At 36.8% G+C, this 25,850-nt stretch carries 22 protein-coding genes; 4 read left to right on the top strand and 18 right to left on the bottom strand.

Features of this window, described 5'->3' with window-relative positions; all coding sequences use genetic code 11:
* Positions 1–39: 39 nt before the first annotated feature.
* The 12 genes from GQ596_RS07835 to tyrA all read right to left on the bottom strand — a co-directional run bounded on the left by GQ596_RS07835 (position 40) and on the right by tyrA (position 13,496).
* Positions 40–822: a TatD family hydrolase gene (locus tag GQ596_RS07835; RefSeq protein WP_160401121.1), complete on the bottom strand. Its 783-nt coding sequence runs from the start codon at positions 820–822 to the stop codon at positions 40–42.
* 8 nt (positions 823–830) lie between these two features.
* Positions 831–4,040: an exodeoxyribonuclease V subunit gamma gene (gene recC, locus GQ596_RS07830; protein WP_160401120.1), complete on the bottom strand. Its 3,210-nt coding sequence runs from the start codon at positions 4,038–4,040 to the stop codon at positions 831–833.
* A gap of 162 nt (positions 4,041–4,202) precedes the next feature.
* Entirely contained in the window at positions 4,203–4,628 is a 426-nt protein-coding gene (locus GQ596_RS07825; RefSeq protein ID WP_160401119.1) for a F0F1 ATP synthase subunit epsilon, read from the bottom strand.
* Positions 4,629–4,669: 41 nt separating this feature from the next.
* A complete protein-coding gene (atpD, locus tag GQ596_RS07820) occupies positions 4,670–6,052 on the bottom strand; it encodes a F0F1 ATP synthase subunit beta (RefSeq protein WP_160401118.1) in 1,383 nt (460 codons plus the stop codon).
* Between the two features lie 47 nt (positions 6,053–6,099).
* Positions 6,100–6,969, bottom strand: a complete 870-nt coding sequence (gene atpG / locus GQ596_RS07815) for a F0F1 ATP synthase subunit gamma (RefSeq protein ID WP_160401117.1) — start codon at positions 6,967–6,969, stop codon at positions 6,100–6,102.
* 14 nt (positions 6,970–6,983) lie between these two features.
* Positions 6,984–8,525 (bottom strand): F0F1 ATP synthase subunit alpha, encoded by a 1,542-nt coding sequence (gene atpA / locus GQ596_RS07810; protein WP_160401116.1) that lies wholly within the window; start codon positions 8,523–8,525, stop codon positions 6,984–6,986.
* 11 nt (positions 8,526–8,536) lie between these two features.
* Complete coding sequence (gene atpH, locus GQ596_RS07805) at positions 8,537–9,070, bottom strand: F0F1 ATP synthase subunit delta (RefSeq protein ID WP_160401115.1); 534 nt, start codon at positions 9,068–9,070, stop codon at positions 8,537–8,539.
* A 13-nt stretch (positions 9,071–9,083) separates the two neighbouring features.
* Positions 9,084–9,554 carry a F0F1 ATP synthase subunit B gene (gene atpF / locus GQ596_RS07800; RefSeq protein ID WP_160401114.1) on the bottom strand — a complete coding sequence of 157 codons (471 nt, stop codon included), beginning with the start codon at positions 9,552–9,554 and terminating at the stop codon, positions 9,084–9,086.
* Between the two features lie 24 nt (positions 9,555–9,578).
* Complete coding sequence (gene atpE, locus GQ596_RS07795) at positions 9,579–9,809, bottom strand: F0F1 ATP synthase subunit C (RefSeq protein ID WP_034901511.1); 231 nt, start codon at positions 9,807–9,809, stop codon at positions 9,579–9,581.
* 36 nt (positions 9,810–9,845) lie between these two features.
* Entirely contained in the window at positions 9,846–10,628 is a 783-nt protein-coding gene (gene atpB / locus GQ596_RS07790) for a F0F1 ATP synthase subunit A (RefSeq protein WP_160401113.1), read from the bottom strand.
* A gap of 252 nt (positions 10,629–10,880) precedes the next feature.
* The gene (glmM, locus tag GQ596_RS07785) at positions 10,881–12,212 is read right to left on the bottom strand and encodes a phosphoglucosamine mutase (protein WP_160401112.1); all 1,332 of its coding nucleotides are present in this window, start codon (positions 12,210–12,212) and stop codon (positions 10,881–10,883) included.
* 162 nt (positions 12,213–12,374) lie between these two features.
* Positions 12,375–13,496, bottom strand: a complete 1,122-nt coding sequence (gene tyrA, locus GQ596_RS07780; protein ID WP_160401111.1) for a bifunctional chorismate mutase/prephenate dehydrogenase — start codon at positions 13,494–13,496, stop codon at positions 12,375–12,377.
* Positions 13,497–13,611: 115 nt separating this feature from the next.
* On the opposite strand from tyrA, the gene xthA reads away from it, so the two are divergent.
* The 3 genes from xthA (at position 13,612) to GQ596_RS07765 (ending at position 17,589) form a co-directional block, all read left to right on the top strand.
* On the top strand, positions 13,612–14,418 hold the full coding sequence (gene xthA / locus GQ596_RS07775; protein WP_160401110.1) for an exodeoxyribonuclease III: 807 nt from the start codon (positions 13,612–13,614) through the stop codon (positions 14,416–14,418).
* 30 nt (positions 14,419–14,448) lie between these two features.
* Entirely contained in the window at positions 14,449–15,783 is a 1,335-nt protein-coding gene (xseA, locus tag GQ596_RS07770) for an exodeoxyribonuclease VII large subunit (protein ID WP_160401109.1), read from the top strand.
* A gap of 135 nt (positions 15,784–15,918) precedes the next feature.
* Positions 15,919–17,589 (top strand): molecular chaperone HscC, encoded by a 1,671-nt coding sequence (locus GQ596_RS07765; RefSeq protein ID WP_160401108.1) that lies wholly within the window; start codon positions 15,919–15,921, stop codon positions 17,587–17,589.
* Between the two features lie 65 nt (positions 17,590–17,654).
* On the opposite strand, the gene GQ596_RS07760 is transcribed toward GQ596_RS07765, so the two are convergent.
* The gene (locus GQ596_RS07760; protein WP_160401107.1) at positions 17,655–20,354 is read right to left on the bottom strand and encodes a hypothetical protein; all 2,700 of its coding nucleotides are present in this window, start codon (positions 20,352–20,354) and stop codon (positions 17,655–17,657) included.
* The gene (locus tag GQ596_RS07755; protein ID WP_160401106.1) at positions 20,351–21,049 is read right to left on the bottom strand and encodes a DUF1266 domain-containing protein; all 699 of its coding nucleotides are present in this window, start codon (positions 21,047–21,049) and stop codon (positions 20,351–20,353) included. Before GQ596_RS07755 ends, GQ596_RS07760 begins: the two co-directional genes overlap by 4 nt.
* Before the next feature lie 242 nt (positions 21,050–21,291).
* On the opposite strand from GQ596_RS07755, the gene dolP reads away from it, so the two are divergent.
* Positions 21,292–21,870: a division/outer membrane stress-associated lipid-binding lipoprotein gene (gene dolP, locus GQ596_RS07750; protein WP_160401105.1), complete on the top strand. Its 579-nt coding sequence runs from the start codon at positions 21,292–21,294 to the stop codon at positions 21,868–21,870.
* Between the two features lie 48 nt (positions 21,871–21,918).
* Here dolP and csdE read toward each other — a convergent pair whose 3' ends face one another.
* From csdE to GQ596_RS07730, 4 genes are all read right to left on the bottom strand, one after another.
* Complete coding sequence (csdE, locus tag GQ596_RS07745; RefSeq protein WP_160401104.1) at positions 21,919–22,314, bottom strand: cysteine desulfurase sulfur acceptor subunit CsdE; 396 nt, start codon at positions 22,312–22,314, stop codon at positions 21,919–21,921.
* Positions 22,315–22,383: 69 nt separating this feature from the next.
* Positions 22,384–23,607: a cysteine desulfurase CsdA gene (gene csdA, locus GQ596_RS07740; RefSeq protein ID WP_237398386.1), complete on the bottom strand. Its 1,224-nt coding sequence runs from the start codon at positions 23,605–23,607 to the stop codon at positions 22,384–22,386.
* Positions 23,564–24,442 (bottom strand): U32 family peptidase, encoded by an 879-nt coding sequence (locus tag GQ596_RS07735; RefSeq protein ID WP_160401103.1) that lies wholly within the window; start codon positions 24,440–24,442, stop codon positions 23,564–23,566. The genes csdA and GQ596_RS07735 overlap by 44 nt, the downstream gene beginning before the upstream one ends.
* A gap of 83 nt (positions 24,443–24,525) precedes the next feature.
* Complete coding sequence (locus GQ596_RS07730; RefSeq protein WP_160401102.1) at positions 24,526–25,521, bottom strand: peptidase U32 family protein; 996 nt, start codon at positions 25,519–25,521, stop codon at positions 24,526–24,528.
* Positions 25,522–25,850: the final 329 nt, after the last annotated feature.

The following is a 25,850-nucleotide window of genomic DNA, read 5'->3' as shown; positions in this document are numbered from 1 at the left end:
GGTTTGGTAAAATAATTCTGTAACGTTTATGAAGTTATTTTAGCTTTTTTTTATACTATTGATTCTGTTAAATAACGTCAAAGTGTTTGTTAAAATTGTGTTGAGTATGTGATCTGACGGCTCATTGCGTAATTGTGTTAAGATCTTAAAAACCTCGGTAATGTATTCAGGGCGATTTGGTTGACCTTGACGTCCACTTAATGGCATATCGGGTGCATCTGTTTCAAGTACTAGGCTTTCAAGTGGTAATTGAGCAATTGTATTGCGAGTCTTATTGGCTCTAGAATAACTAATTACACCTCCCACACCAATATAATAACCGAGTTTAATAAATTGCATTGCTTGCTGATAGCTACCTGAAAATCCATGTATCACGCCACGACAAGGTAAATTGGCTCGATGTAGTTCATGATAGATAATATCATGTGTTTTACGAGAGTGAATCAAAACAGGTAAATCAAACTGTTTAGCAAGCGATAATTGTTCCCTGAAAATTATAAGTTGCTCTTGCCAATCGATAGTTAAATTGTGTCTATCTAAGCCAATCTCACCAATGGCGACAAGTTTTTGGGGATTAGTTTTTAGTATACTTATTAATTGTTGTAGATCAGCCTGAGTATGCCGATAAATAGGATGTAAGCCTAATGCTGTATAAATTTCATCATAAGTTTCAGAAAGCTGTAAGATTGTATTAAAGTGCGAAGCTGAAACAGCGGGAATAATTAATCCTGTAATATTCGCTTGTTGAATCTGATATATCGACTCAGCAATATGCTGTGTAAACAGTGGAAAATTAAAATGGCAATGCGTATCGATAAACATTATGCCTCCTATTCTACTGCTTTTTGATGTAATAAAATTGGCAATAAAAATCGCTCAGCAGCAAATATAATTTGCTCAATGAGTTTATCGGTTAATTCAGGATAAAGACGAGTATAATAACTATCACTCTCAGCGGATTGATTAAATCCTCCTTGCCATGAATTTAAAAGCTGATTGATAGCCCTATCGCTAGCAATAATTTTACCTGTTTTTTTGTCATAAGCTGTAATTAACCAACTCCATGAACTTTTTAATGGCATTAATAATGGTTCATTGATACCTTGTAAATAGCCTTCAACTAAATTAGTTAATATAGTTAAAGCTTGATCTGCATTTAAATGTGAAAATCGCCATTCATTATCTTCTCTACCATATATACGACTTTGACTCTCAATTTTATTGGGATTTAAAATGCAATAAACCAAATGATCAATCCATAATGAAATACCATCACGAATGGAAAGCTTAGATGGCTGCCATGTTAAAATACCATCTTGTTGAATATGGGTTAACCAACCTTGTAATTGGTAATGTTGTTGATTCAGTAAAATAGTCAAATTAACTTCTTGCGTTGTCATGTCCAAGCGTTCTTGGCAGATTTTATCAGCTAATGATTGCATTGTTTCATTTTGCTCATGGTAAATAATCTGACCAAATGCACCGTCAGGTAAATCACCCGTTAGTGCTAAATGTTGATATAAATTATCTGAACGTTGAGGTTCTTTGGCAATAAGTTGATTTAAAATCTGCAAATTTAATTGGTAACGCTGTAAACTATCAAGATTAAAGTTTTCCGCATCTGGTAACGTATCATCAAGATAGTTAAGATAAAAATTAAAGCGCTTTTGTAAAAATAGTCTAATTGGATGTTGGTAAAATCGTTTTAACTCATCAAGACTGATATTATCGACACTGATAGCGGGTATTTCACTAATAAACTCCTGATTTTTCCCTTGCTGTAATGCGGCTGGTAACCATTCATCGGCATAACTCTTGGGATTTTCTAGAAAATTTAGGGGATTAAATGGTGTACGAGTGTGGTTGACCCGTAAAAAATCCAAGTTGTTAGTAATGTTATTAATCTGATTTACAGGAATATTATAATATTGTGCAATATATTCCCAAAATTCATCAACGAGTATTGAGGGATAACGTTCACTATCATCTTTTATATCTCGTCCAATATAACTGATATAGAGCTGATTTTGCGCCGATAAAATGGCTTCTAAAAAGAGATAGCGATCATCATTACGACGACTGCGATCGCCTCGCTTTGGGTGATGAGCAATAAGATCAAAATCAAGTGGTAGTGATGTTCTTGGATAATCACCATCATTCATACCCAATAAACAAACAACTTTAAATGGAATAGAGCGCATTGGCATCATAGTACAAAAGTTTATTTTACCGACTAAAAAACGATGTGCTAAATGATTCTGTTCTAAGCGAGATTGCATAGCATCATGCAAAATAGTGATAGAAATATTATCTAAATAGTTAGCCGATAAACCACTATTGATTAGTTTTTGCCATTCTTCTTCGATCATCATTAAAATAGATTCACGTTGATGATTACTGACAAAAAAATCGTTGATCAATTCAAGACAGCAACTTTGCCATTCAATTAATGGTTTATCCTCACTTAGGATCGTGAACCATTTACTTACGACTTTAATAAACTCTGCCAATTGACCAATTAATTCCGCATCTAAACCTGTTGCACCATCATACGGCAATATTTGTTGCCAACCACCTTGTTCGCTATTCATGGTGTAGCCAAGTAATAATCGCTCAAGTCCAAATAACCAACTATGTGCGTTTTCAAGACCAAAGCGAATACCGGATTCAACAATCCATGTGCGCAACAATGTTAATTGAGATTCACTAATTGCAAATTTTTCTGAAATTGCTGGTATTTCTAATAAGTTAAACAGTTCTTCAGCCGTAAATCGACTTTGTGGGAAATTTAGAATAGTAAAAAAACCTTGAACAATCGGATCAATATTTCGGGCTTTTTGATCAGAAATAGTAAAAGGCAAATAACGCTTTCCATAAGCATTACCAAAAACAGCCCGAATATAAGGAACATATTTATCAATATCGGACACCATCACAATGCAATCGCGTAATTCTAGTGTAGGATCTTCATCAAAAACAGATAAAAGATAATCATACAGTACTTCAACTTCACGTTGTTCACTATGACAAGCATGAAACGATAGAGATTTATCTATGAGTTCAATTGGTTTTTGAACATCAGCTATTGGATAAAGTTCAAGAATATCTTGCTGAATTGCATGTAATAGACAATCTCGGTTTTGATCGACAAATACATCAATATCTTGTTTATCATTAAATTCCTGTAACAAAAACAGATTATCACGTCCAAGTTTTCCCCACGAAGTTAAAAGTGGATTAGGGATTTTGTCTGGGGTGTTTAATATATCCGACAACTGCTTTTCAACAATATCACCCCAATACCATTTACACGGATTATTAAACATTAAATGCACATCAATATGTTTTCCTAGTGCTGCAAGAAGTGAAAGGTAAATCGGCGGTAGCGAGGTAATACCAAAAATAAAAATACGATTGGGTAACGAATTTAAACGTGAGCGATCAAAGCTATCATCTGATAAAATTTCAAGCATTTGTTGATAAATATTAGCACGATGATAAGGTTGACTGATTGATAGCAACTTCCTCCACAGCTCTGCTTGCCATACTTCATCAGAATGATTGTTTAATTCAGCTACAGTTTGGTTTGCTTCCCATTTTGCTAACCAATCAGGACGATAAACTAAATATTGGTCAAATAACCGAGCGATTCGTATTGCTAATTGATACTGTTTTCTATCTTGTTTATCAATATCAAGATAATGTTTAAGTGAAGTAAATTCAGGTTGTTTAATAACTTGAGGCAACAAATAATACAAACGCCAGCTCATTGATTCAACATTATAACTATTTTCAATTGGTGCCTCGGGTAATAATGTTTGATAAAGTTGCCAAATAAACTGCGTTGGAAAAAGAAAATCAACATTAGCCACAATACCTAAATCATCTGCCAACGCAATTTGTAGCCATTGTGACATACCTTGGCTTTGTACCATAACAATATCGGGCGTAAATACGTCCTCTAATGGTTGCCTACGCATTAACTCGCTCACGAGTGATTTAAGTAGATCGACTTGATTTGAATGGTAAATGGTAAACATAGTTGTGTTAATGTTGATAAGATTTATTTAGATTATCGCTGATAGCAACCAATAAATCTAGTTAGTGTTACGTTTCAATCTAACTTTGGTAAGCTAAAATTAAAAAAGGTTACTTAGCAATGTAAGCAACCTTTTTATATATAGTAGAGCATCAAATGTAAATTATTGACCTATACGGCGTGTTAATTCTATAACACGAATTTTTGCTAAAGCTTTTGACAGTTCGGCAGAAGCTTGGGCAAATGTCATATCATCACTTAGGTGATTGATGTGTTCTTGTGCTTGTCTCACTGCTTCTTGTGCTCTTGCTTCATCTAGGTCTTCGCCACGAATCGCTGTATCTGCTAAGATGGTTACGATATTAGGTTGAACCTCTAAGATGCCACCGGATAGATAGATAAACTCTTCTTCGCCATTTGCCTTCACAATCCCAACCATTCCTGGTTTTATGGTTGTGAGTAGGGGAGTATGCCCAGGGTAAATTCCTAATTCACCTTCTCTACCTGTTACTCTGATTCGCTGAACATCACCTGAAAATAGGTGAGATTCAGCACTAACAACTTCTAATTGATAGGAAGTTAGTGCCATAATACGATCTCCATTAATATGATCTTAGTTCAATGAATCTCTTAGAGAGATTTTGCTTTCTCAATTGCTTCATCAATTGAACCAACCATATAAAATGCTTGTTCAGGGATATGATCATAATCACCGTTCATGATTCCTTTAAATGCACTAATAGTGTCTTTTAATGGTACATATTTCCCTGGTGATCCTGTAAATACTTCTGCAACAAAGAATGGTTGAGATAAGAATCGTTGAATTTTACGAGCACGCGCAACGATCAATTTATCATCTTCTGATAGCTCATCCATACCAAGAATTGCAATAATGTCTTTTAATTCTTGATAACGTTGTAGAATCGATTGAACGCCACGAGCACAATCATAATGCTCTTGCCCAACAACTAAAGGATCTAATTGGCGACTTGTTGAATCTAGTGGATCTACCGCAGGATAGATACCTAAAGAAGCAATTTGACGACTCAATACGATTGTTGCATCTAAGTGCGCAAAGGTTGTTGCTGGTGACGGGTCAGTTAAGTCATCCGCTGGTACATATACCGCTTGGATTGATGTGATTGATCCCGTTTTTGTTGAAGTAATACGTTCTTGTAATAACCCCATTTCTTCGGCTAATGTCGGTTGGTAACCTACTGCTGATGGCATACGACCTAATAGCGCGGATACTTCGGTACCTGCTAAGGTATAACGGTAAATATTATCAATAAATAATAAAACGTCTTTACCTTCGTCACGGAATTTTTCAGCCATGGTTAACCCTGTTAACGCAACACGTAAACGGTTTCCTGGTGGCTCATTCATTTGACCATAAACTAACGATACTTTATCAAGTACGTTTGATTCTTTCATTTCATGATAGAAGTCATTACCTTCACGAGTACGCTCACCTACACCAGTAAATACAGAGTAACCAGAGTGTTCGATCGCAATGTTACGGATTAGCTCCATCATGTTAACGGTTTTACCTACACCAGCACCACCGAATAGACCGACTTTACCACCTTTAGCAAATGGACAAATTAAGTCGATAACTTTAATACCTGTTTCAAGTAATTCTGTTGAGTTTGCAAGTTCTTCATAGGTTGGAGCTGCACGGTGAATCGCCCAACGTTCTTCTTCGCCAATTGGACCTGCTTTATCAACAGGATCACCAAGTACGTTCATAATACGACCTAGTGTTTTTGTACCAACCGGCACTTCGATGCCGTGACCTGTGTTTACTACGCTAAGTCCACGTCTTAAACCATCAGATGAACCCATTGCGATACAACAAACAACGCCACCACCTAATTGTTGTTGAACTTCCAGAACTAATTTCTCAGTGCCTGTTTCCACTTCTAATGCGTCATATACCTTTGGTACAGCATCTTCTGGGAACTCGACATCAACCACCGCACCGATGATCTGGACAATCTTTCCAGTAGCCATTTTTAATCCTCTACGTCTTTTTCTTAACTATAAGCCAATATTTAGCACTAACCTGAAACAGCAGCTGCACCTGATACAATATCAATTAATTCATTCGTGATAGCACCTTGACGGGCTTTGTTATACACAATTTGTAATTCATTGATTAAGTTTGCACCATTATCTGTTGCTGCTTTCATGGCCACCATTCTTGCTGCTTGTTCACTCGCTAAATTATCAACAACTGCTTGATAGACTTGTGATTCAATATAGCGACGTAAAATTACATCTAATAATGATTTAGCATCAGGCTCATAAATATAATCCCATGATGAAGCTTTAAGCTCTTTATCCTCTGATGGCGGTAATGGTAATAACTGCTGGATTGTTGGTTTTTGCGACATGGTATTAATAAATTTATTAGTAACAATATATAATTTATCAATTTTACCGTTATCGTATGCCTCAAGCATTGTTTTTACCGGGCCAATTAAATCAGATAAAGTTGGTTCATCACCCAAGTTAGTTACTTGAGTCAAAATATTTGTTTTTACTGATGTAAAAAACGAAACACCCCGCGAACCAATTAAAGCAACATCTGCTTCAACACCCTTTTCCTGCCATGCTGACATATCAGCAATGACAGTTTTAAAAAGATTGATATTTAAACCACCACATAAACCACGATCGGTTGAAATGATAAGATAGCCAACTCGCTTTACATCTCTTTCTTCTAAATAAGGATGTTTGGCGCCTATCTGAGCTAACGCTAAATGTCCAATTACTTCACGAATCATTTCGGCATATGGTCGACTAGCAGCCATTCTATCTTGTGTTTTACGCATTTTAGAATTGGCAACCATTTCCATCGCTTTAGTGATTTTTTGCGTACTTTGGATACTGGCAATTTTTGTTCTAATCTCTTTTGCATTAGCCATTTTTTACCTCACCCTTACCATGTTTGAGTTGATTTAAAGCTTTCGAGTAACTCTTTTAGCTTAGCTTCAATCTCATCATTGTAATTACCTGTTTCGTCAATTGATTTGACAAAATCGGCGTATTGACTATGGGCATAAGCAAGTAATGCTGTTTCAAATGGTAATACTTTAGCCAGTTCAACATCTTCAAGATAACCACGCTCAGCGGCGTAAAGTACTATTGATTGTTCAGCAACTGTCATTGGTGAGTATTGCTTTTGTTTCAATAGTTCAGTGACTTTTTCACCGTGGCTTAATTGGTTTCTTGTTGCTTCATCTAAGTCTGATGCAAATTGAGAGAACGCAGCTAATTCACGATACTGTGCAAGTGCAGTACGAATACCACCTGATAATTTTTTCATTATCTTAGTTTGTGCCGCACCACCTACACGAGAAACCGAAATACCAGGGTTAACTGCAGGGCGAATACCTGAGTTAAATAAGCTAGTTTCAAGGAATATCTGACCATCGGTAATTGAAATTACGTTAGTTGGTACGAATGCTGAAACGTCACCAGCTTGAGTTTCTATGATTGGTAATGCTGTTAATGAACCTGTTTTACCTTTAATTTCGCCTTTGGTGAATTCTTCAACATAAGCTTCGTTAACGCGCGCAGCACGTTCAAGTAAACGAGAGTGAAGATAGAATACATCACCAGGATAAGCTTCACGTCCAGGTGGACGGCGGAGTAATAACGAAATTTGACGATAAGCAACGGCTTGTTTTGATAAATCATCATAAACAATTAATGCATCTTGACCGCGGTCACGGAAGTATTCACCCATTGCACAACCTGCATACGGTGCTAAATATTGTAACGCAGCCGATTCTGAAGCAGATGCTACAACCACAATCGTGTTCTTAAGTGCGCCATGCTCTTCAAGTTTACGCACTACATTCGCAATAGTTGATTGTTTTTGACCAATCGCAACATAAATACATTTAACGCCTGAATTACGTTGATTGATGATAGCATCGATTGCTAATGCGGTTTTACCTGTTTGACGGTCACCGATGATAAGTTCCCGTTGACCACGGCCAATTGGAATCATTGAATCAACCGCTTTATAACCAGTTTGTAAAGCTTGGTCAACAGATTTACGATCGATAACACCAGGGGCAACAACTTCTACTGGCGAGAAACCATCATGTTGAAGCGATCCTTTACCATCAATTGGTTCACCTAGTGTATTAATTACACGTCCTAATAAACCTTCACCAACGGGTACTTGTAAAATACGACCAGTACATTGTACTTTCATACCTTCAGACAAGTCTTCGTATGGTCCCATAACTACCGCACCGACTGAGTCTCTTTCAAGGTTAAGTGCCATTGCATAGCGACCCCCTGGTAATGCAATCATTTCGCCTTGCATTACGTCGGTTAATCCGTGGATTCGAAGAATACCATCACTTACAGATATGATAGTTCCTTCATTGTGAGCATCACTCACAATATTGAACTGAGCTATTCGCTCTTTAATTAGTTCACTTATTTCAGTTGAATTTAGCTGCATTATCAGTCCCCTTAAGACTGTAGAGCGTCATTTAAACGATTTAAACGCCCTCTGATACTACTATCAATAACCATATCGCCCGTACGAATAATAAAACCAGAAATGAGCGATTTATCTATATGACATTTTAGTTTTACTTTTCGTGATAAACGTTTTTCGACAGCGACAGAAATTTTATTAAGTTGTTCATTTGTGAGCTCATCAGCAGAAATAACATCTACATCTGCTTGAGAATCTCTATCCAAACAGTATTGTTCAAACAAAGTTAGCACTTCAGGAAGAAGTGATAATCGTTTGTTCTCAGCCATAATTTTAATAAAATTGGTACTAAACTCATCCAACACGTCTTTACAGATGTTGATGAGTAGGTTAGCCACCGAATCAGTTTTCATGTCAGATGTTAAAATACTTCGGACTTGTGGGTCTTGGCTCACTTGTGAAGTTAACACCAACATTTTATGCCATGATTCGATGCCGTTTTTTTCTACCGCGAAATCGAAAGCAGCTTTAGCATAAGGGCGAGCAATTGTAATTAAGTCAGCCATTGCTCTATTCTCCTTATAGTTCAGCTACGAGTTTATCAATGATGTCGCTATTTGCGGCTTCATTAACAGAGCGTTGAATAATTTTTTCTGCCCCAGCAATAGCAAGTGTTGCAACTTGTTGTTTGAGTTCTTCTCTTGCTCGTTTGCGTTCGGCGTCTACTTCGGCAAGTCCTTGAGCAACAATTCGCTCTTTTTCACGCACAGCTTCTTGCTTTGCTTCCTCAAGAATAGCTGCTTTACGTTTGTTTGCTTGCTCAATAATTGCATTAGCCTCAACCTTAGCCTGTTGCATTATGTCAGATGTATTTGCTTTGGCTAATTCCAAATCTTTTTTTGCTGTTTCTGCTGAAGCAAGGCCATCTGCTATCTCTTTTTGGCGTTTTTCAATCGCACTAATAACTGGCGGCCAAACAAACTTCATACAGAACCAAACAAACAATACAAATGTAATTGCTTGGCCGAGGAGAGTTGCGTTCATATTCATGACACGATTCCTCTTAAATTTTTATTAACCTGCAACAGCAAAGATAACGTAAAGCGCAATACCTACACAGATCATTGGGATTGCATCAACTAGACCCATAACGATAAAGAATTGAGTACGTAACATAGGCATTAATTCAGGTTGACGCGCAGCACCTTCTAAAAACTTGCCACCTAATAAGCCAATACCAACTGCACCACCAATTGCAGCTAATCCCATCATAATGCCTGCGGCTACAAATAACATACTATCCATTATATACTCCAGTTTATTAACAAAAAAATATTAAAATTAATGATCTTCCGTTGCCGACGCCATAGCTAAATAGACGATCGTCAACACCATAAAAATAAAAGCTTGTAACGTAATAATTAAAATATGAAAAATGGCCCATGGTAACGATAGTACCCATTGTGACCACCAAGGCAATAATGCAGCGATAAGGATGAAGATAAGTTCACCTGCATACATATTACCGAAAAGTCGAAGCCCTAAAGAAACTGGTTTAGCTAAAAGGCTGACCAGCTCAAGCACTAAATTGATTGGTGCAAATGCCCAGTGATTAAAAGGATGTAAGGTATATTCTTTAATAAACCCTGAAATTCCTTTGTATTTAATTGAATAAATTATAATAAGTGCAAATACCCCTAAAGACATTGACATAGTAATGCTAACATCTGCCGTTGGTACTACTCTTAAGTGTGACAAGCCTAAATATTGACCTGCATAAGGTAGAAAATCAACTGGGATAAGATCCATTAAATTCATCAAAAAAACCCAAATAAATACCGTTAATGCTAACGGAGCAATGAGCTTATTTTGACCAGTAAACATGTCTTTGACTGTATTATTGACAAATTCAAAGATCATTTCGACTGCACATTGTAATTTACTTGGCACTCCGCTAGTTGCTTTTTGGGCAACACGATGAAATACCCATAGAAAGATAACACCAAGCAGAATCGAAAAGAACAACGAGTCAAGATTTAAGGTCCAAAAACCAGAACCTACTTGCAAGTTCTCAAGATGGTGCTTGATATAAGCTTGTGGTGAAGCTGGAGAGGAAACTGACATATAACCCTCTTAACCTATTCCTAAAAATAAAACATTGCTTATAGCCTATTTAAAAAGATATAAGCAATCGCTGCAATAAGAAGTTACTATTTTAAACCTAATTGCCTATATTAAGTCAACCTTTGATTAACTAAATTAAGAATTTAGACACTTTTTACTAAAATTATGTAAACATTTACAACTTCAATTATTATTTTACTTCTAATATCGTGCTATTGATGGTTCAATTAATGGGTATAAATGACGCTATTTTTAGGCTTTAACTGCTATAGCAATAGCCTCGGCCAATTTTTGCACTTCTGTTTCGTTATTTCCTTCCACCATTACGCGAATAAGCGGTTCTGTTCCTGATTTACGGATCAGTACTCGCCCATTGTTACCAAGTTGTTTTTCTGCTTGTGCTATTGCCGATTTTACCTGAATACTATTTAGTGGATCATGTTCACCTGAAAATCGAACATTAATTAATACTTGTGGTAGCATTGTCATGCCACTGCATAAATCTGCTAATGACATATCATTACGGACCATTGCCGCAAGTACTTGTAAACCGGCAACAATACCATCACCTGTTGTTGTTTTATCTAATAATAAAACATGTCCCGAATTTTCAGCACCTAGACGCCAGTTTTTTTCAACTAGTTTTTCAAGTACATAACGATCCCCAACTTTGGCCCGAACAAAAGGAATACCAAGATTTTTAAGTGCTATCTCAAGCCCCATATTGCTCATTAATGTACCGACAACACCACCTTTTAATTGACCTTGCCTTAATGCCTCACGGGCAATGATATAAATAATTAAATCACCATCAATTTTTTGACCTTTATGATCAACCATAATAATACGGTCACCATCACCGTCTAAGGCAAAACCTAAATTTGCTTTTTCGTCAATAACACGTTTAGCAAGTGCTTTAACATCTGTTGCGCCACAGTTTTCGTTGATATTAACACCGTCTGGCTCACAGCCAATTTTAATTACTTGTGCACCAAGTTCTCGTAATACTTTAGGCGCGATGTGATAGGTGGCGCCATTAGCACAATCGACAACAATTTTAAGTCCAGCTAAACTTAAATCATGATCAAACGTGCTTTTACAAAATTCGATATAACGGCCTGCGGCATCGGTGATACGGCTTGCTCGTCCAAGTTGTTTGGATTCGACGCAGTCGATCTCCTTTTCAAGTTCAGCTTCAATTTCTAATTCAATGGCATCATCAAGTTTTTTTCCTTCGGTTGAAAAAAACTTAATACCATTATCATAAAAAGGATTATGTGAAGCAGAAATAACAACGCCGGCATCAGCACGAAAGGTGCGTGTTAAATACGCAATAGCAGGTGTTGGCATTGGCCCAGTAAAGGCTGCTGCAACTCCTGCCGAGGCAAAACCAGCTTCTAGTGCTGATTCAAGCATATAACCTGAAATACGGGTATCTTTACCGATTAATACTTTTTTAACACCATCTTTAGCTAGCACACGACCTGCTGCCCAACCTAATTTGAGTGCAAAATCTGGTGTGATAGGATACTGTCCAACTTTACCCCTAATCCCATCTGTACCAAAATATTTTCGATTAGACATTCTATTCCCTCACACTAACATTTGTTATTTTTAACCACGTTGTTAAACAATAATGCTTTGTTTTAAAGCTATATAGCACTATTTTTTAAAAAACGACTTTTTGATAAACAGTATATTTTAATTTGTAAAAAACTTCAGAAAAATACCCCGGTTAATATGAAATTATTCTCGATTATCATTGGCAAATTTTAATAATCCTTGACTCTCTTTGATAAAGCGATTGGCATAACTACCAAACCACTGAGTAACTTCATTAAAGTTCTTTATAAACTTAGTTTTGTCACGTTGTTCAATTAAATTAACCATTTCCCCAAAACATTCATAATAACGTTTGATTAATTCAATGTTATCATCAGATGCCATGATAATATCAGCATAAAGTTCAGGATCTTGCGCAAATAGGCGTCCAACCATCATCAGTTCAAGCCGATAGATCGGTGATGATAATGCAATAAGTTGCTCCAAATCTGCTTGTTCACGTTGTAAATTTACACCATATGAAAAAGAGGTAAAATGGCGTAATGCCTGAATGAATGACATACATTTATCATGCTCTTTGGCCGTAATTGCACATAGATTAGCGCCCCAGATCCGCATTTGCTCAATTAACCATTGATACTTCGCCTGTTCGCGTCCATCACAATAAACAATGATTTGTTTAGCTAAGTTTGGCACATCAGGACCAAACATTGGGTGCAAACCAACCACAGGGCCTTGATGCTTATCAAGCATTGCTTTGAGTGGTTTAGTTTTTATGGATGTAAAATCGGTCAAAATACAATCTTTGGGTAATGGTGGTAATTGTTTAATGATTTCGCAAGTTTTATTGATTGGCACGGTCACAATAACAGCAATTGCATCGGCAACAACTTCGGCTGCTTGATGCATTGTTTTTGAACCCAATGTTTTAACCTGATAGCCCGATAAAGTAAATAACCGAGCAAATAACCGACCCATTTGCCCATTACCGCCAACAATCACGACAGACCCTTGACCTGTATAGACTTTTTTAAATCCCTTGTCGTTTTCGCTAATATAAGATTCACGCATCAAACGGCGTAAAATATCTTCAATTAAAGCAGGAGAAACACCTTGCTTTTCAGCCTCTTGCCGTCTTTTAGTGAGCATATCGGCTTCACGTTTAGGATCATAAATGGGAATACCATGCTTGCTTTTTACTTCGCCAACTTCGGCAACTAACGCTAATCGCTTTGCAATTAAAGATAAAATAGATTGATCAACTTCATCGATTTTATCGCGTAAGGCAAGTAGTTCCGTAGACATATTGGGTAGTTCCTTATTATCACAAAGAGTTGCTTTTTCTGTAATAGCTTAACAGTATAACGTATTTTTGGTACGATGCGTATTTAGAACATCAAATCCAAGACAATAAATCAACATGAATGTTATCTCATTTAATATTAACAGCCTTCGTGCTCGAATTCACCAATTAGCAGCTATAATTGATAAATATCAGCCTGATGTAATTGGTTTACAAGAAACGAAAGTTCATAATGATCAGTTTCCTATTGCTGAGCTTGAACCATTTGGTTATTACCTAAACTATCATGGACAAAAAGGACATTACGGAGTTGCTTTACTAACAAAGCAAAAACCATTGTCAGTGCAATGTGGTTTTCCAACCGATGATGATGAAGCTCAGTGCCGTTTAATTATGGTTGAATTACCTACTAGTAAAGGAAATTTAACCGTAATTAATGGTTATTTCCCGCAAGGCGAAAGTTTACATCATGAAACTAAATATCCAGCTAAACGTAAGTTTTATCAAGATCTGGTTTGCCATTTACAAAAGCACCAATTAAATAATCAATTAACTTTAATTATGGGCGATATGAACATTAGCCCAACGGATTTGGATGTTGGTATTTCAGAAGAAAACCGTAAACGCTGGCTTCGTATGGGTAAATGTTCATTTTTACCGCAAGAGCGTGAATGGATGAGCAATTTAATGTCACTTGGCTTTATAGATACTTATCGTAACGAACATCCAACAAAGCAGGAATATTCATGGTTCGATTACCGCTCAAAAGGGTTTGAAACAGATACAGGACTTAGGATTGATCTAATTTTAGCTAGCCAAAAATTACTATCACATTGCCAACAAACAGGGATTGATTATACTATTCGAGCAATGGAAAAACCCTCAGACCATGCACCTATTTGGGCTAAATTTGATTTAGTATAAATCTGTATCATCGCAACAAAGGATCATCACATGCAAAACAGCTCGGTTTTATCGGTCAAAGATCTTAATCAAATTGTTAAAGATTTACTGTCTGATGCAATTGGGCAGGTCTGGTTAGTGGGCGAAGTTTCTAACTTTTCACGCCCATCATCAGGTCATTGGTATTTTTCGTTAAAAGACGATAGTGCACAAGTACGTTGTGCGATGTTTCGCAACAGTAATTTTCGGGCTAGTTTTACGCCACAAAATGGGCAACAAGTTTTAGTTAGAGCAACAGTAACCTTATACGAAGCTCGTGGTGAATATCAACTGATTATTGATAAAATTCAGCCCGCAGGTGCGGGGTTATTACAACAAAAATTTGAACAGTTAAAGAAACGACTTTCAGATGAAGGAGTATTTGATGCCATTTATAAAAAACCACTCCCTGAAAATATCCGCACCGTTGGTATTATTACATCATCAACGGGGGCTGCGTTGCATGATATTTGCCAGATATTAAAACGTCGTGATCCAAGTTTGCATTTGATCATCTACCCAACGCAAGTACAAGGCATTGAAGCGGCTGAACAAATTGCTAAAATGATTCAAATTGCCAACATTCGTCAAGAATGTGATGTCTTAATTGTTGGGCGAGGTGGAGGATCGATTGAAGATTTATGGTCATTTAACGAAGAAATCGTTGCAAGGGCTATATTTGCAAGTCAACTACCGATTGTCAGTGCGGTGGGGCATGAAATTGATTTCACCATTGCTGATTTTGTTGCCGATATTAGAGCTGCAACACCATCGGCCGCTGCCGAATTAGTTAGCCAAGATAGCCTAGAGCAGGTCAAGCGCTTACAAGTTCAACAGCAGCATTTATCTATGGCGATGGATTACTACTTAATACAGAGTCGAGAAAAACTAAATAAATGGTATCATCGGTTGCAAACTCAGCACCCACAAACAAAGTTAGCAAAACAGCTAAACACGCTGCTCACTTATCGCCACACATTATACGATAATATTCAGCAATATTTGCTCAGACAATCAAACTACTATAATCAATTAGATAAACGGTTATCACGTGTTTCGCCACAAAATAAAATTTACCATTTTCAGCAGCTTGTTAGTCAAAAGCAGCAACAAATTATTCATTTAGTACAGCAAAAACTGACTCAATCTCAACACCAATTTGTTTTACAAACCTCCCAACTTAATAGCGTCAGCCCACTTGCGACACTTGAAAGAGGTTACTCTGTTACGACAAATCAAAATAACACAGTGGTTCGCCTTCCTGAACAAGTTGCTGTTGGTGAATTAATTATTACAAAGCTAAAAAAAGGCAGTATTGTTAGTCAAGTTACCCAAATTGATAAGTAAAAATATTATTTAAAAATGATTTATGAGTCGTTTATAAATCGTTTATTACTAAGTGTTTGTCTGATTTTTGCAATTTAGGTGAGCATTAGTATATAATCCAAGCAATAAAAAATTGCGATATTATTCAGAGAGTTTATGCATTATCCAATCGGTATTGATTTAGGTACGACAAACAGCTTAATTTGTGTTTGGCAAGATGGCAAACCAGTCCTTATCCCTAACTCAATTGGTGAAGTTATTACACCATCTGCAGTAAGTATTGATGAAGACGATTCTATTTTAGTTGGACACGCGGCGTTGTCTCGTTTAACTACACATCCTAATCGTAGCGCAGCGGCTTTTAAACGTTTTTTAGGTTCAAATAAAGTGTTTGAATTAGGTGACAAAAAATTTACACCAACTGAACTTTCAGCCATGGTTTTAAAATCACTTAAAGCTGATGCCGAAGCGTTTTTAAAACAAGAAATTAATGATGTGGTTATTTCGGTTCCTGCTTATTTTAATGATGAACAACGCAAACAAACACGGTTTGCTGCTGAGTTAGCAGGATTAAATGCGGTACGTTTAATTAATGAACCAACCGCCGCAGCCATGGCATATGGATTACACGAAGAACAATCTGGCAATACATTAGTATTTGATTTAGGTGGTGGCACATTTGATGTGACTGTACTTGAATATGCCATGCCGATTATTGAAGTGCACGCTTCTGCTGGTGATAACTATTTAGGTGGTGAAGATTTTACGCATGACCTTGTTAAAGCTTGTTTGAGTGAATGGAACCTTAAAAAGCAAGATATTCCGACCGATGATTATGCTCGCTTATTAGATTTAGCCGAACAACTAAAATGTAAATTAAACGGTGAACAGTCACACACCTTAACTTGGGTTTGGCAGGATAAGCAGTGGCAATTTTCTTTAAACGAAAATCGAGCAAAAACGTTATGGTTACCACTTCTTAATCGACTACGAGCACCAATTGAACAAGCATTAAATGATGCACGCTTAAAACCTAATCAGCTTGAACATATTGTCTTAGTGGGTGGCTCATCACAATTGGGTGTGGTACGTGAGCTGGTGACCAAATTATTTGGCAAATTACCGTATCGCCATATCAATCCGACAACGATCGTGGCACAAGGTGCTGCAGTTCAAGCGGCGTGTCGATTGCGAAATGCCGATGTTGAAGAAGTTATTTTAACTGATGTGTGCCCTTATACGCTCGGGATTGAAAGTTGTTCAAATAATGTCAGTGGGTTATTTTCACCCATTATTGAACGTAATACCATTGTACCGACATCAAAAGTAAAAACATTTTACACAACACACCCTCAGCAAAAAGTGATATGTATTTCGGTTTACCAAGGCGAAAACCCTCGCGTTGAAAACAATGTTTTAATTGATGAGTTTGAAGTGCCCCTAACGCCGATGGAAAGAACGCAAGGAATTGATGTTCGCTTTAGTTATGATCTAAATGGCTTATTAGAAGTCGATGTGGTTTTGGTTGAAACCGGTAAGCAACATGGCAAAGTGATTGATCATAGCCCAATAGGCTTAACAGACAAACAAAAACAAGACAGTCATGAGCGCTTGAAAGCACTTAAAATTCATCCTCGTGATGAAATGCCAAATCGTACTTTATTGGCAAGGTTAGAACGTGCATGGGCACAATCATTGGGTGATGAACGACTATTAATTGGGTCATATATCGAAGTTTTTATGGAAGCATTAAATAGACAAAATCCTGAAGAAATTAACGAAATTCGTTGTGAAATTGAAGCTAATTTACAAGATCTGAATCGATAACCAATAAAATTTTAAAAATATAAAAAGTCCTCTTTTTTAGAAATAAAAAGAGGACTTTATTTTGTTTACTTTTCCTTTTCTTTGGTTGCTTTTTCTACTGGCGGTCCAAAACGGTTAGTGTATTTGATGCCAGAAATCCAAAATGGCGCAAAAAATAAGAGATAAGCCAATATTTCGGCCACAAACCCGATGGGTGGTTCTCCTCTATTGATATCATTAAAACGTCGTTTTAAAGCAAAAACCATATTGGTTACAGCAATGGAATAACAAATCATAGAAAAAGTAGGACTATTCAATTCAAAATTGTTGTTAAGTACGTTCATCAAGCCTAACACGATGAAGCTACAACATAATTGTATAATAAATCCTTTTATATTGGTTCGCCCTTTCCAACGCCAAAACTGCCACCACTTATTTTTAGGTAATGACTGTGATTCCAGTTCTTGTAGATTTTCATTATTTTTTGCTATAAGTAATGACGCACAAAGCCGTAAGACTAAATCATTGTCACTACTGTTTTTAAACTTGTCTAATGTTTCAAGTTCATCGTCATCACATATACCGTAATAGCTAGACAAACAACGTTCAGCAAGGTTTGTTATTTTTTTTAATTGTTTAGGATAACTGTTTTTTTGGCGATCAAAAGATGGTGTAATCCAATTCTTTTGTAGAGCTTTGGCTATTTTAATTAACTCTTTATTATCACCAGTAATATTTTGTAACATTGTATCTAATTTATTTTTTTGCTCAGGTTTATTTAGTACAATTATGTACAACAGCATTAAATAAATTGGATCTCTATTCGCCAGTTTTTGTGTCCATATTTGCTCTATTTTTTGCTCAATATCGTCAAAATCAATAAGGTGAGGAGTATCAATAAACCATTCAATCGAATTTGGATAATTAATTAAAACATTATTAATTAACCCACTATCATTATTAATTAGGTTATACAGCTCAGTTTCATTTTGCCAATTACCATGCTTAAATATCTCTATTAATGGTTTAAATGAGTTATTCTTATCAATAATAAAAGTGTTATTTTCTTGTCGAAGAAATTTTGCGGTTTCTATTGGTTCACAAGCAATTGCAACTACTAATAAATAACAACGATACCATTGCCAATAGGCTTCTTTATTATTAGCAATAACCGAAGGATCTGGAGATTTTTGTAGTTGATAATAATCATTGAATTGTAAAAACGTAACCCAATCAAACATTTCCATATTTGAATAAGAAAAACTTTGATATAAATGTGATTTAGCAATATCAGGAATATCGCTGAATCTATCTAGCCATAAACGGGCATATAAAGCGAGGTTACCATTTCCTTCGGAATCGAATTGAGGTGGCAGTTGAGCATTTTCATTATTATCAAATAACCATGTTTTAAATTCTTGCACGGGTGAAAGTTCTGTAAGCCATACAAGATGTTGTCGTGCTTGGCGTTGCAAATGTTGCAAAATAAATTGTTCAAATGGATCATCGCAGTGATCGTCTAAAATTTCTTGTAATAATATTTCATTACCGTGGCGCAACATAATGGCATGTCGGTATAAACGATATAATCGATTATTGCCGTCATCAAGTAACAATATTGATAAGACTTGTTTGTAATTCCAGCTTGTATTCAAAGCCCAGTTAACAAAATCGATAATTTCTTTTGGATACTCGTCAATATTCTCTAATGCGGCTAATCGTGCTGTTGTGGTTGCCGTTATTTGCGGGATAGTATGTAAATAATTTTCTGTTTTATCGACAGCGACACAATAACTATTATTCAACGCCATAACTAATAATGGGAAGTAATTTTTTTCAAAATAAACACACCACCCCGCTATACAGCTTTCTGCTTTTTGTTGATAATGGCCTGAATAATACAACTCTAACCAAGCTTGTAAGGCATTTTGTTTGTCTTCGAGCAAAGTATATTGGATAGCGGCAATATATTTCCATTCAATAATAGTACTTTCGTCTTCATCGCCTTCGGCAATACATTTTAAAGCATAATCCAAAATAGATTGATTTTTTAGGTTCGCACTACTATACCAATGAGAAAACTCGAGCATAAATTTCTTATCATCAGGAAGATAAATAACTGTATCTTGAGCTAAAAATGCACAAACATTTTCCGAACTACGTTCCCAAAATAACCATTTGGCATAAAATATATAATCGATAGTTACATTTTGTAGTGTTTTATTGGTTGTTGGCAAGCATGTGTAATCAAATAAATCACCGCGATCAATGTTATTTAAATAATTATCATATTTTTCATATTCATCAGTGAATTGTGTCATGAGTTGCTGACGCCAGCGTAAATTATCAGCTAAAATTTTGACACATGACTCAGATATATCTGTTGTTTTGTAACTTAGTTCTAATAGTCGCCATTTTACCGAATCGATAACTGTCATGGGATAGTCATAGAATGAACCGATAAATTTTTGCCATTCATCAATGTTATAGCATCGCATTGGATCGGTTAACAGGGCTTGATAAGCCTCGCAAATTTCATTTGCTTTGATTTGTTCTTCTGTTAGTTGTGGCGCTGCTTGTTCTGAATTCTGTGTCATTTCATCAACAGCTGTTTCGGGCGATTTAGCATAATTCATTGCCGATTCATAAGCTTCACGCAGTGCTTTAAAGCCATCGGGATCCGTTTCAGGATGATATAACGGTAATTTTACACGATATGCTTGACGAATAACCGCGGTGTCTGTTGTTTTTTCGATGCCTAATAATTGCCAAAAATTTGTACTCATGACCAATCATACTCCGCTAGTGATTCTGGTTTTTCTAGTTCGACGATTTCTGTATACCAAGGTAGGCGATTACAAGGTGAATCCTTGTCGTTAGTTAATATTTTCATGGTATATGTTTGTGATGATCGGGTTAATTCGCAGCGTAATGCTTCAAGATCTTCTTTATTGTTGAGATTTTCCCAATATTGAAACCCAATCGACCAACCAGCAAAATAGTGATGCCAAGAACTATAAAAATATTGAGAACGCTCGGCAATTTTTGAAAAAATCCACAGAGCTTCTTCTTCAGTAATATATTTATTGGTTGTGCCATTGCGTAGCAAATATCCCATACGGGCATAATCCCAACTACGAATGCCACCGTAGCCGCATACACAAAAAGTTTGTTCAACGAACGTCATTAATATTTTTTGATAATCATCTTGTGCTTGGTAATAATCACGCCATTGTGATTCAGACACTCTAGAATACATTGCATAATATCGAGATAATGGTGGTGCATGCCCATCATCAACCATATCAAACACACAGTTTAGTAATTTTTGTCGAGAATCTATTCCCCAGTCACTCTCCATATCAACAAATGTTCTGTCGGGGAAAAAAAATGGTGACGTATAACTTGCACCATATCTCTTATTAAAAGCGACCATTGGCGCGGATAAACCATATAGCCAATCGATACAATCTTGATTCATATTTCAATTCCAATCATCTGATTTATTTTACTTCTTGACAAAAGATAGCAGATTTTTATTAAAATAAAAATCGAAATTCGAGTAAAAATTATGATGATGTTAAGTCTAATGAAATGCTAACCCCATGCTACATACTGGCATAAATTATAAAATTATTTTGCAAATCAACCTCTACAAGGCATAATAAAGCCAAATATATTGGGATTTGATTATTACAGGATAATAAATCATAAGGAGCTATAATGAAAAAGATCGCCATAATGGCAATGTTAATCTCTTGTACATTAATGTTGCAAGGCTGCGTTGCTGCCGTTATAGGGATTGGTGCAGGGGCTACGGCAAAAGTTGCTACGGATCCTCGTACTGCGGGTACCCAAGTTGATGATACAACACTTAGTTCACGCATGAGTATGAAAATTAAAAACAATGGGCCGTTCTTTATTGGATCGCGCATTATCACGAGCACTTATAATGGCAATATTCTTTTAACTGGGCAAGCAAATAATGAACAAATCGAAAAAGCCGAAAGTCTAGCTTATCAAGTTGAAGGGGTAAAAAAAGTCTATAACCAAATTCGTATTGGTGAACCGGTTGGAGCAGGAACTATTACCAATGATGCTTGGATAACTACTCAAGTTAAATCTCAACTGATTTTGAATTCGCAAACCAAAGCACGCAACATTAAAGTTGTTACTGAAAATAGCGAAGTATTTTTAATTGGTATTGTCTCATCACAAGAAGGTAAAACAGCGGCAGAGCTGGCAAGTAAAGTTCGAGGAGTGAAGAAAGTTGTCACCCTATTTACTGATATTAACAATTAACCAATAACAAAAAATAGACTAAAAATAGGGGGCTAATTAGCCTCCTATTTATAGGACCGACTCAATGCGCTCAATCAATTTTTCCAGCCCTTGCAAACGAGATTGGCTCAGTTCGTCAGTAATTTTTAATTCATGCAAAACCGATTGAAAATCAATGGCAGCTATTTGCTGTGCTGTTTTGTGATTAGCAATACTGATTAACACAGCCAATAACCCTTTCACAATTCGCCCTTCGCTATCGCCGCTAAAAACATAGGTATTATCAGCCTGTTTTTGATAAGTCAGCCAAACGCGATTTTCACAGCCATTCACTTGGTTTTCTATTGTTTTTTGGGATTGAGGAAAATCAGGCAATTGCTTTGCCAACATCACAAGCTGCCGGTAACGATCTTGCCAAGAATGTTGCTGTGAAAATAATTCGATTAAAGCTTGCTGTGATAGCATAATATTGACCTATTTATGGTTGATTATTGTGTAACAAATATTCAAAATCAGATACCGATTAGTATAATATTACACCAATATTTCAATCGTACTTTGTAGCACTGAAATAAATTTATCCACATCTTGCTGATTATTATATGGCATCAATGAAACACGCACTGCACCGTGGCAACCTAATTTATTCATCAAAGGCTGAGCACAAAGTTCGCCAGTACGAATAGCAATATTTTGTTCACTTAACAAAATAGCAATATCATTATGATGAATATTATTAATATTAAAAGTGATTATCGGGCTATCATCCACACTATAAAATTGAATATCGGCAAATTGGCTTAGTTGCGATTTTGCATAATAAGCTAGCTGTTTTGTATAGTTTTCTGCTTGTTTATTATCCCAACTTTTTAACCACTCAAGTACCGCCTTAAAACCAACAATACCGGCAATATTAGGTGTGCCGGCTTCAAATTTATAAGGAAGATCTTCTTGAATAAAATCATCAAACGAAGCGCTTTTTAGCATTTTACCGCCGCCATGCCAAACTGACATCTGATCAAGTAATGCCTTTTTACCATATAAAACCCCAAGCCCCGTTGGACCGTACAACTTATGGGTAGAAAAGGCATAAAAATCGATATCTAACTGGTTAACATGAATTGCATGATGAACAACACCTTGCGCACCATCCACCACCAAAACGGCATTATATTGGTGAACAATATAACTAATTGCAGCCAAATCAGGACAAAAACCCGTCACGTTTGACATTTGGGTAATTGCAACAATTTTAGTCTTCGCTGACATTAACGACGACAACGCATTAACATCCGATGACCATTTAACGACTTTAGCGCCGGTTTGCTCAGCCACAATCAACCAAGGTAACAAATTGCTATGATGCTCTAATTCACTCACAATAATTTCATCATCTGGTTGCAATAATGGGCGAGCATAGCTCTGGGCAATTAAGTTAATTGACTCGGTTGCCCCCCGAGTCCAAATAATTTCAGCGCTGCTTTTAGCATTGATAAAATCGGCAACATTTTGCCTTGCCTTATCAATTGTGGAAGTGACTTGCAACGCATCTTGGTGCAAACTGCGTTTTGCTGTAGCCGTATTTTGAGCATAATACACCCGTGTTGCATCGACCAAGGCTTGCGGTTTAAGTGCTGTTGCTGCCGAATCAAGATATACGCTATCATGATTGAGCGCAGGAAAATTTTCTCGAAACTGTTCAGGCAGAAAATGCTTATTGGGTAAGTTCAAGTCCGGCAATCCCATTCCAGTAACCATTACAGTCTCGTTTATGTTCAATTGTCAGTGGATTTAACCCATCTTCGTTAGCTTTGAACTGCTTTACAACATCAAGCGTTTCAACACCAAGAGGCGAAATACGAACAATATCGACTAATCCTTTCATCTCTTTAAGATTATTGCCTAAATTGTAACAATAACCGCTTTGAGTCTGAATACCGTTTAACACAAACACCTTTTGCTGTTCTTGCGAAAACACCTCACGCCCAACAGGATACTTAATACAACAAGTTTCACACTTATCTTTAGGTTTATCTTCCGATCTTGCCGTAAAACAGCGAGCTGAATAAGCCAAAGGTAAATAACCATAACTGAACACTTCGACTTCAAAATTTCGTGCAATATTCAAACTCTCAAACTGTTTAAGCACATTACTCAACCAATCGCGCGACAGCTCAACCGGCATACACCAACGCACCATACCTTGTTTTTGTAATAACTTTAATGTTAAAGCGTTATAACAGTTAATGGCAGGACCTGCAACAAACGGCAACTTATGTTCTTGCGCAATATTAATTGCCGCCAAATCATTGGCCTCGACTAAAAAATCGCCATTATTTACTAATTGTCGCAACTCATTAAGTTCTGAGGGCGCCTCAAGTAAAGCCAGTGTTGACAGCACGACTTGCTTGCCAGATTTAGCAATCTCTTTTGCCAGCTCAAGCCAATTGGCGACTTTCATTTCACGGCGCTTAGTACAAACCGTCTCGCCCATATAAATAATATCCGCTTGACTCTCTTTAGCGGCATAATAAAAAGCTTCTGTTTCAGTTTTAGGCCAATAATAAAGCACTGGTCCTAATGCGTATTTCATAGTTTTGCTCACTATATTTATGTTAGATCTTTTTCAATGATTTACGTTGATGCTGTTAGCACATTACCTATTGCTAACTCACCTTATTGCCATTTACGGTGATAAGCGCCTAATGTTGTTTGTGTGCCTTCTGACACCGAACCTAGCGTATCCATCCAACGTTGTTCAGCTTGGAACGATTGCGGATTGGCTTTATAGCGATCGATGGCTTGTCGCCACACTTTAGTGACTTGCTCAACATAAGCAGGACTACGCTGACGGCCTTCTATTTTGACCGATGCAATATTTGCGGCAAACAGTTCAGGCAATAGCTCAATGGTATTTAAACTTGTTGGTTCTTCAATAGGGTGATAAAGCTCCTGACCAACAAAATAGCGTCCTTTACATAGCGTTGGGTAACCTGCATTTTCGCCTTTTTTATGGCAATCAATTAACACATTATTCAGTCTTGATTCCAGTCCTTTTTCGGTCTCTTCCCAACGAACAAATTTGGCAGGCGAACATGCGCCAACGGTATTAGGGGATTCGCCAGTCAAATAGGATGACAAATAGCATCGCCCCTCGGCCATAATACACAAGCTACCAAAAGCAAACACCTCGAGCGGAACCGGTGACACTTGTGACAACTGTTTAACTTGATGCATTGAAAGCACACGCGGCAAAACAATACGATGGACTTGAAAGTTATTATGATAAAACTTAATCGACTCCTCATTGGTCGATGACGCCTGCACAGAAACATGACGCTCAAGATGGGGGTACTTTTCAGCCGCATAATCAAGCATAGCAAGATCAGCAATAATTAACGCATCAGCACCAATATTGGCTGCAGTATCAACTGCATATTGCCAACGTTCAAAATTATCGGGGTGGGCAAAGGTATTAATGGCAATATGTAGCTTTTTGCCACGTTTATGCACATAATCCGATGCCTCAATCAAACGCTTCTCATTAAAATTCAAACCAGCAAAATGACGGGCATTGGTATCGTCTTTCAAACCAATATAAACAGCATCAGCACCATTATCAATGGCGACTTTTAGTGATGGTAAAGATCCTGCTGGGCAAAGAAGTTCCATAATTATTCCTAACTTAAATTTGGTCTTTTATACGCTGTGTATTATGCAATAATTCTGAGTTTAATGCGAATGGAAAGCGGTAATTGTGCTTAAAAAGTAGAGTAGAGTATTGCTATCATCGTTAAAAATAGCAACAAACAAATTTTCCGCTTAAATAATAATCAAAAACAAAAAATAAAGGATATAAAATGCTCAAAAATCAGTCAGAAAAGGTATTGATTTTATTGAAATTTTTCTAGTGCATCTCCTGGATTCAAACATGAAGTGCAATTTTAAACACGGTGGAGTGAAGAAAGTGAAAGGTGATTTATACTAGCACCTTCGCACCA

Source organism: Gilliamella sp. Pra-s60 (assembly GCF_009795755.1).
Classification (GTDB): domain Bacteria; phylum Pseudomonadota; class Gammaproteobacteria; order Enterobacterales; family Orbaceae; genus Gilliamella.
The sequence above is the reverse complement of the archived record's forward strand: the minus strand, read 5'-3'. Positions and strand labels throughout refer to the sequence as shown.

What these genes read in the sequence shown, in the direction of transcription:
- csdE (WP_160401104.1), bottom strand. Translation starts at nt 22,314, where the DNA reads ATGCTATCACAGCAAGCTTTAATCGAATTATTTTCACAGCAACATTCT.
- atpH (WP_160401115.1), bottom strand. Translation starts at nt 9,070, where the DNA reads ATGGCTGACTTAATTACAATTGCTCGCCCTTATGCTAAAGCTGCTTTC.
- GQ596_RS07760 (WP_160401107.1), bottom strand. Translation starts at nt 20,354, where the DNA reads ATGAGTACAAATTTTTGGCAATTATTAGGCATCGAAAAAACAACAGAC.
- atpF (WP_160401114.1), bottom strand. Translation starts at nt 9,554, where the DNA reads ATGAATATGAACGCAACTCTCCTCGGCCAAGCAATTACATTTGTATTG.
- GQ596_RS07730 (WP_160401102.1), bottom strand. Translation starts at nt 25,521, where the DNA reads ATGGAACTTCTTTGCCCAGCAGGATCTTTACCATCACTAAAAGTCGCC.
- atpA (WP_160401116.1), bottom strand. Translation starts at nt 8,525, where the DNA reads ATGCAGCTAAATTCAACTGAAATAAGTGAACTAATTAAAGAGCGAATA.
- xseA (WP_160401109.1), top strand. Translation starts at nt 14,449, where the DNA reads ATGCAAAACAGCTCGGTTTTATCGGTCAAAGATCTTAATCAAATTGTT.
- atpG (WP_160401117.1), bottom strand. Translation starts at nt 6,969, where the DNA reads ATGGCTAATGCAAAAGAGATTAGAACAAAAATTGCCAGTATCCAAAGT.
- tyrA (WP_160401111.1), bottom strand. Translation starts at nt 13,496, where the DNA reads ATGTCTACGGAACTACTTGCCTTACGCGATAAAATCGATGAAGTTGAT.
- xthA (WP_160401110.1), top strand. Translation starts at nt 13,612, where the DNA reads ATGAATGTTATCTCATTTAATATTAACAGCCTTCGTGCTCGAATTCAC.
- GQ596_RS07765 (WP_160401108.1), top strand. Translation starts at nt 15,919, where the DNA reads ATGCATTATCCAATCGGTATTGATTTAGGTACGACAAACAGCTTAATT.
- GQ596_RS07755 (WP_160401106.1), bottom strand. Translation starts at nt 21,049, where the DNA reads ATGAATCAAGATTGTATCGATTGGCTATATGGTTTATCCGCGCCAATG.
- recC (WP_160401120.1), bottom strand. Translation starts at nt 4,040, where the DNA reads ATGTTTACCATTTACCATTCAAATCAAGTCGATCTACTTAAATCACTC.
- GQ596_RS07825 (WP_160401119.1), bottom strand. Translation starts at nt 4,628, where the DNA reads ATGGCACTAACTTCCTATCAATTAGAAGTTGTTAGTGCTGAATCTCAC.
- GQ596_RS07735 (WP_160401103.1), bottom strand. Translation starts at nt 24,442, where the DNA reads ATGAAATACGCATTAGGACCAGTGCTTTATTATTGGCCTAAAACTGAA.
- glmM (WP_160401112.1), bottom strand. Translation starts at nt 12,212, where the DNA reads ATGTCTAATCGAAAATATTTTGGTACAGATGGGATTAGGGGTAAAGTT.
- dolP (WP_160401105.1), top strand. Translation starts at nt 21,292, where the DNA reads ATGAAAAAGATCGCCATAATGGCAATGTTAATCTCTTGTACATTAATG.
- atpE (WP_034901511.1), bottom strand. Translation starts at nt 9,809, where the DNA reads ATGGATAGTATGTTATTTGTAGCCGCAGGCATTATGATGGGATTAGCT.
- atpB (WP_160401113.1), bottom strand. Translation starts at nt 10,628, where the DNA reads ATGTCAGTTTCCTCTCCAGCTTCACCACAAGCTTATATCAAGCACCAT.
- csdA (WP_237398386.1), bottom strand. Translation starts at nt 23,607, where the DNA reads ATGGTTACTGGAATGGGATTGCCGGACTTGAACTTACCCAATAAGCAT.
- GQ596_RS07835 (WP_160401121.1), bottom strand. Translation starts at nt 822, where the DNA reads ATGTTTATCGATACGCATTGCCATTTTAATTTTCCACTGTTTACACAG.
- atpD (WP_160401118.1), bottom strand. Translation starts at nt 6,052, where the DNA reads ATGGCTACTGGAAAGATTGTCCAGATCATCGGTGCGGTGGTTGATGTC.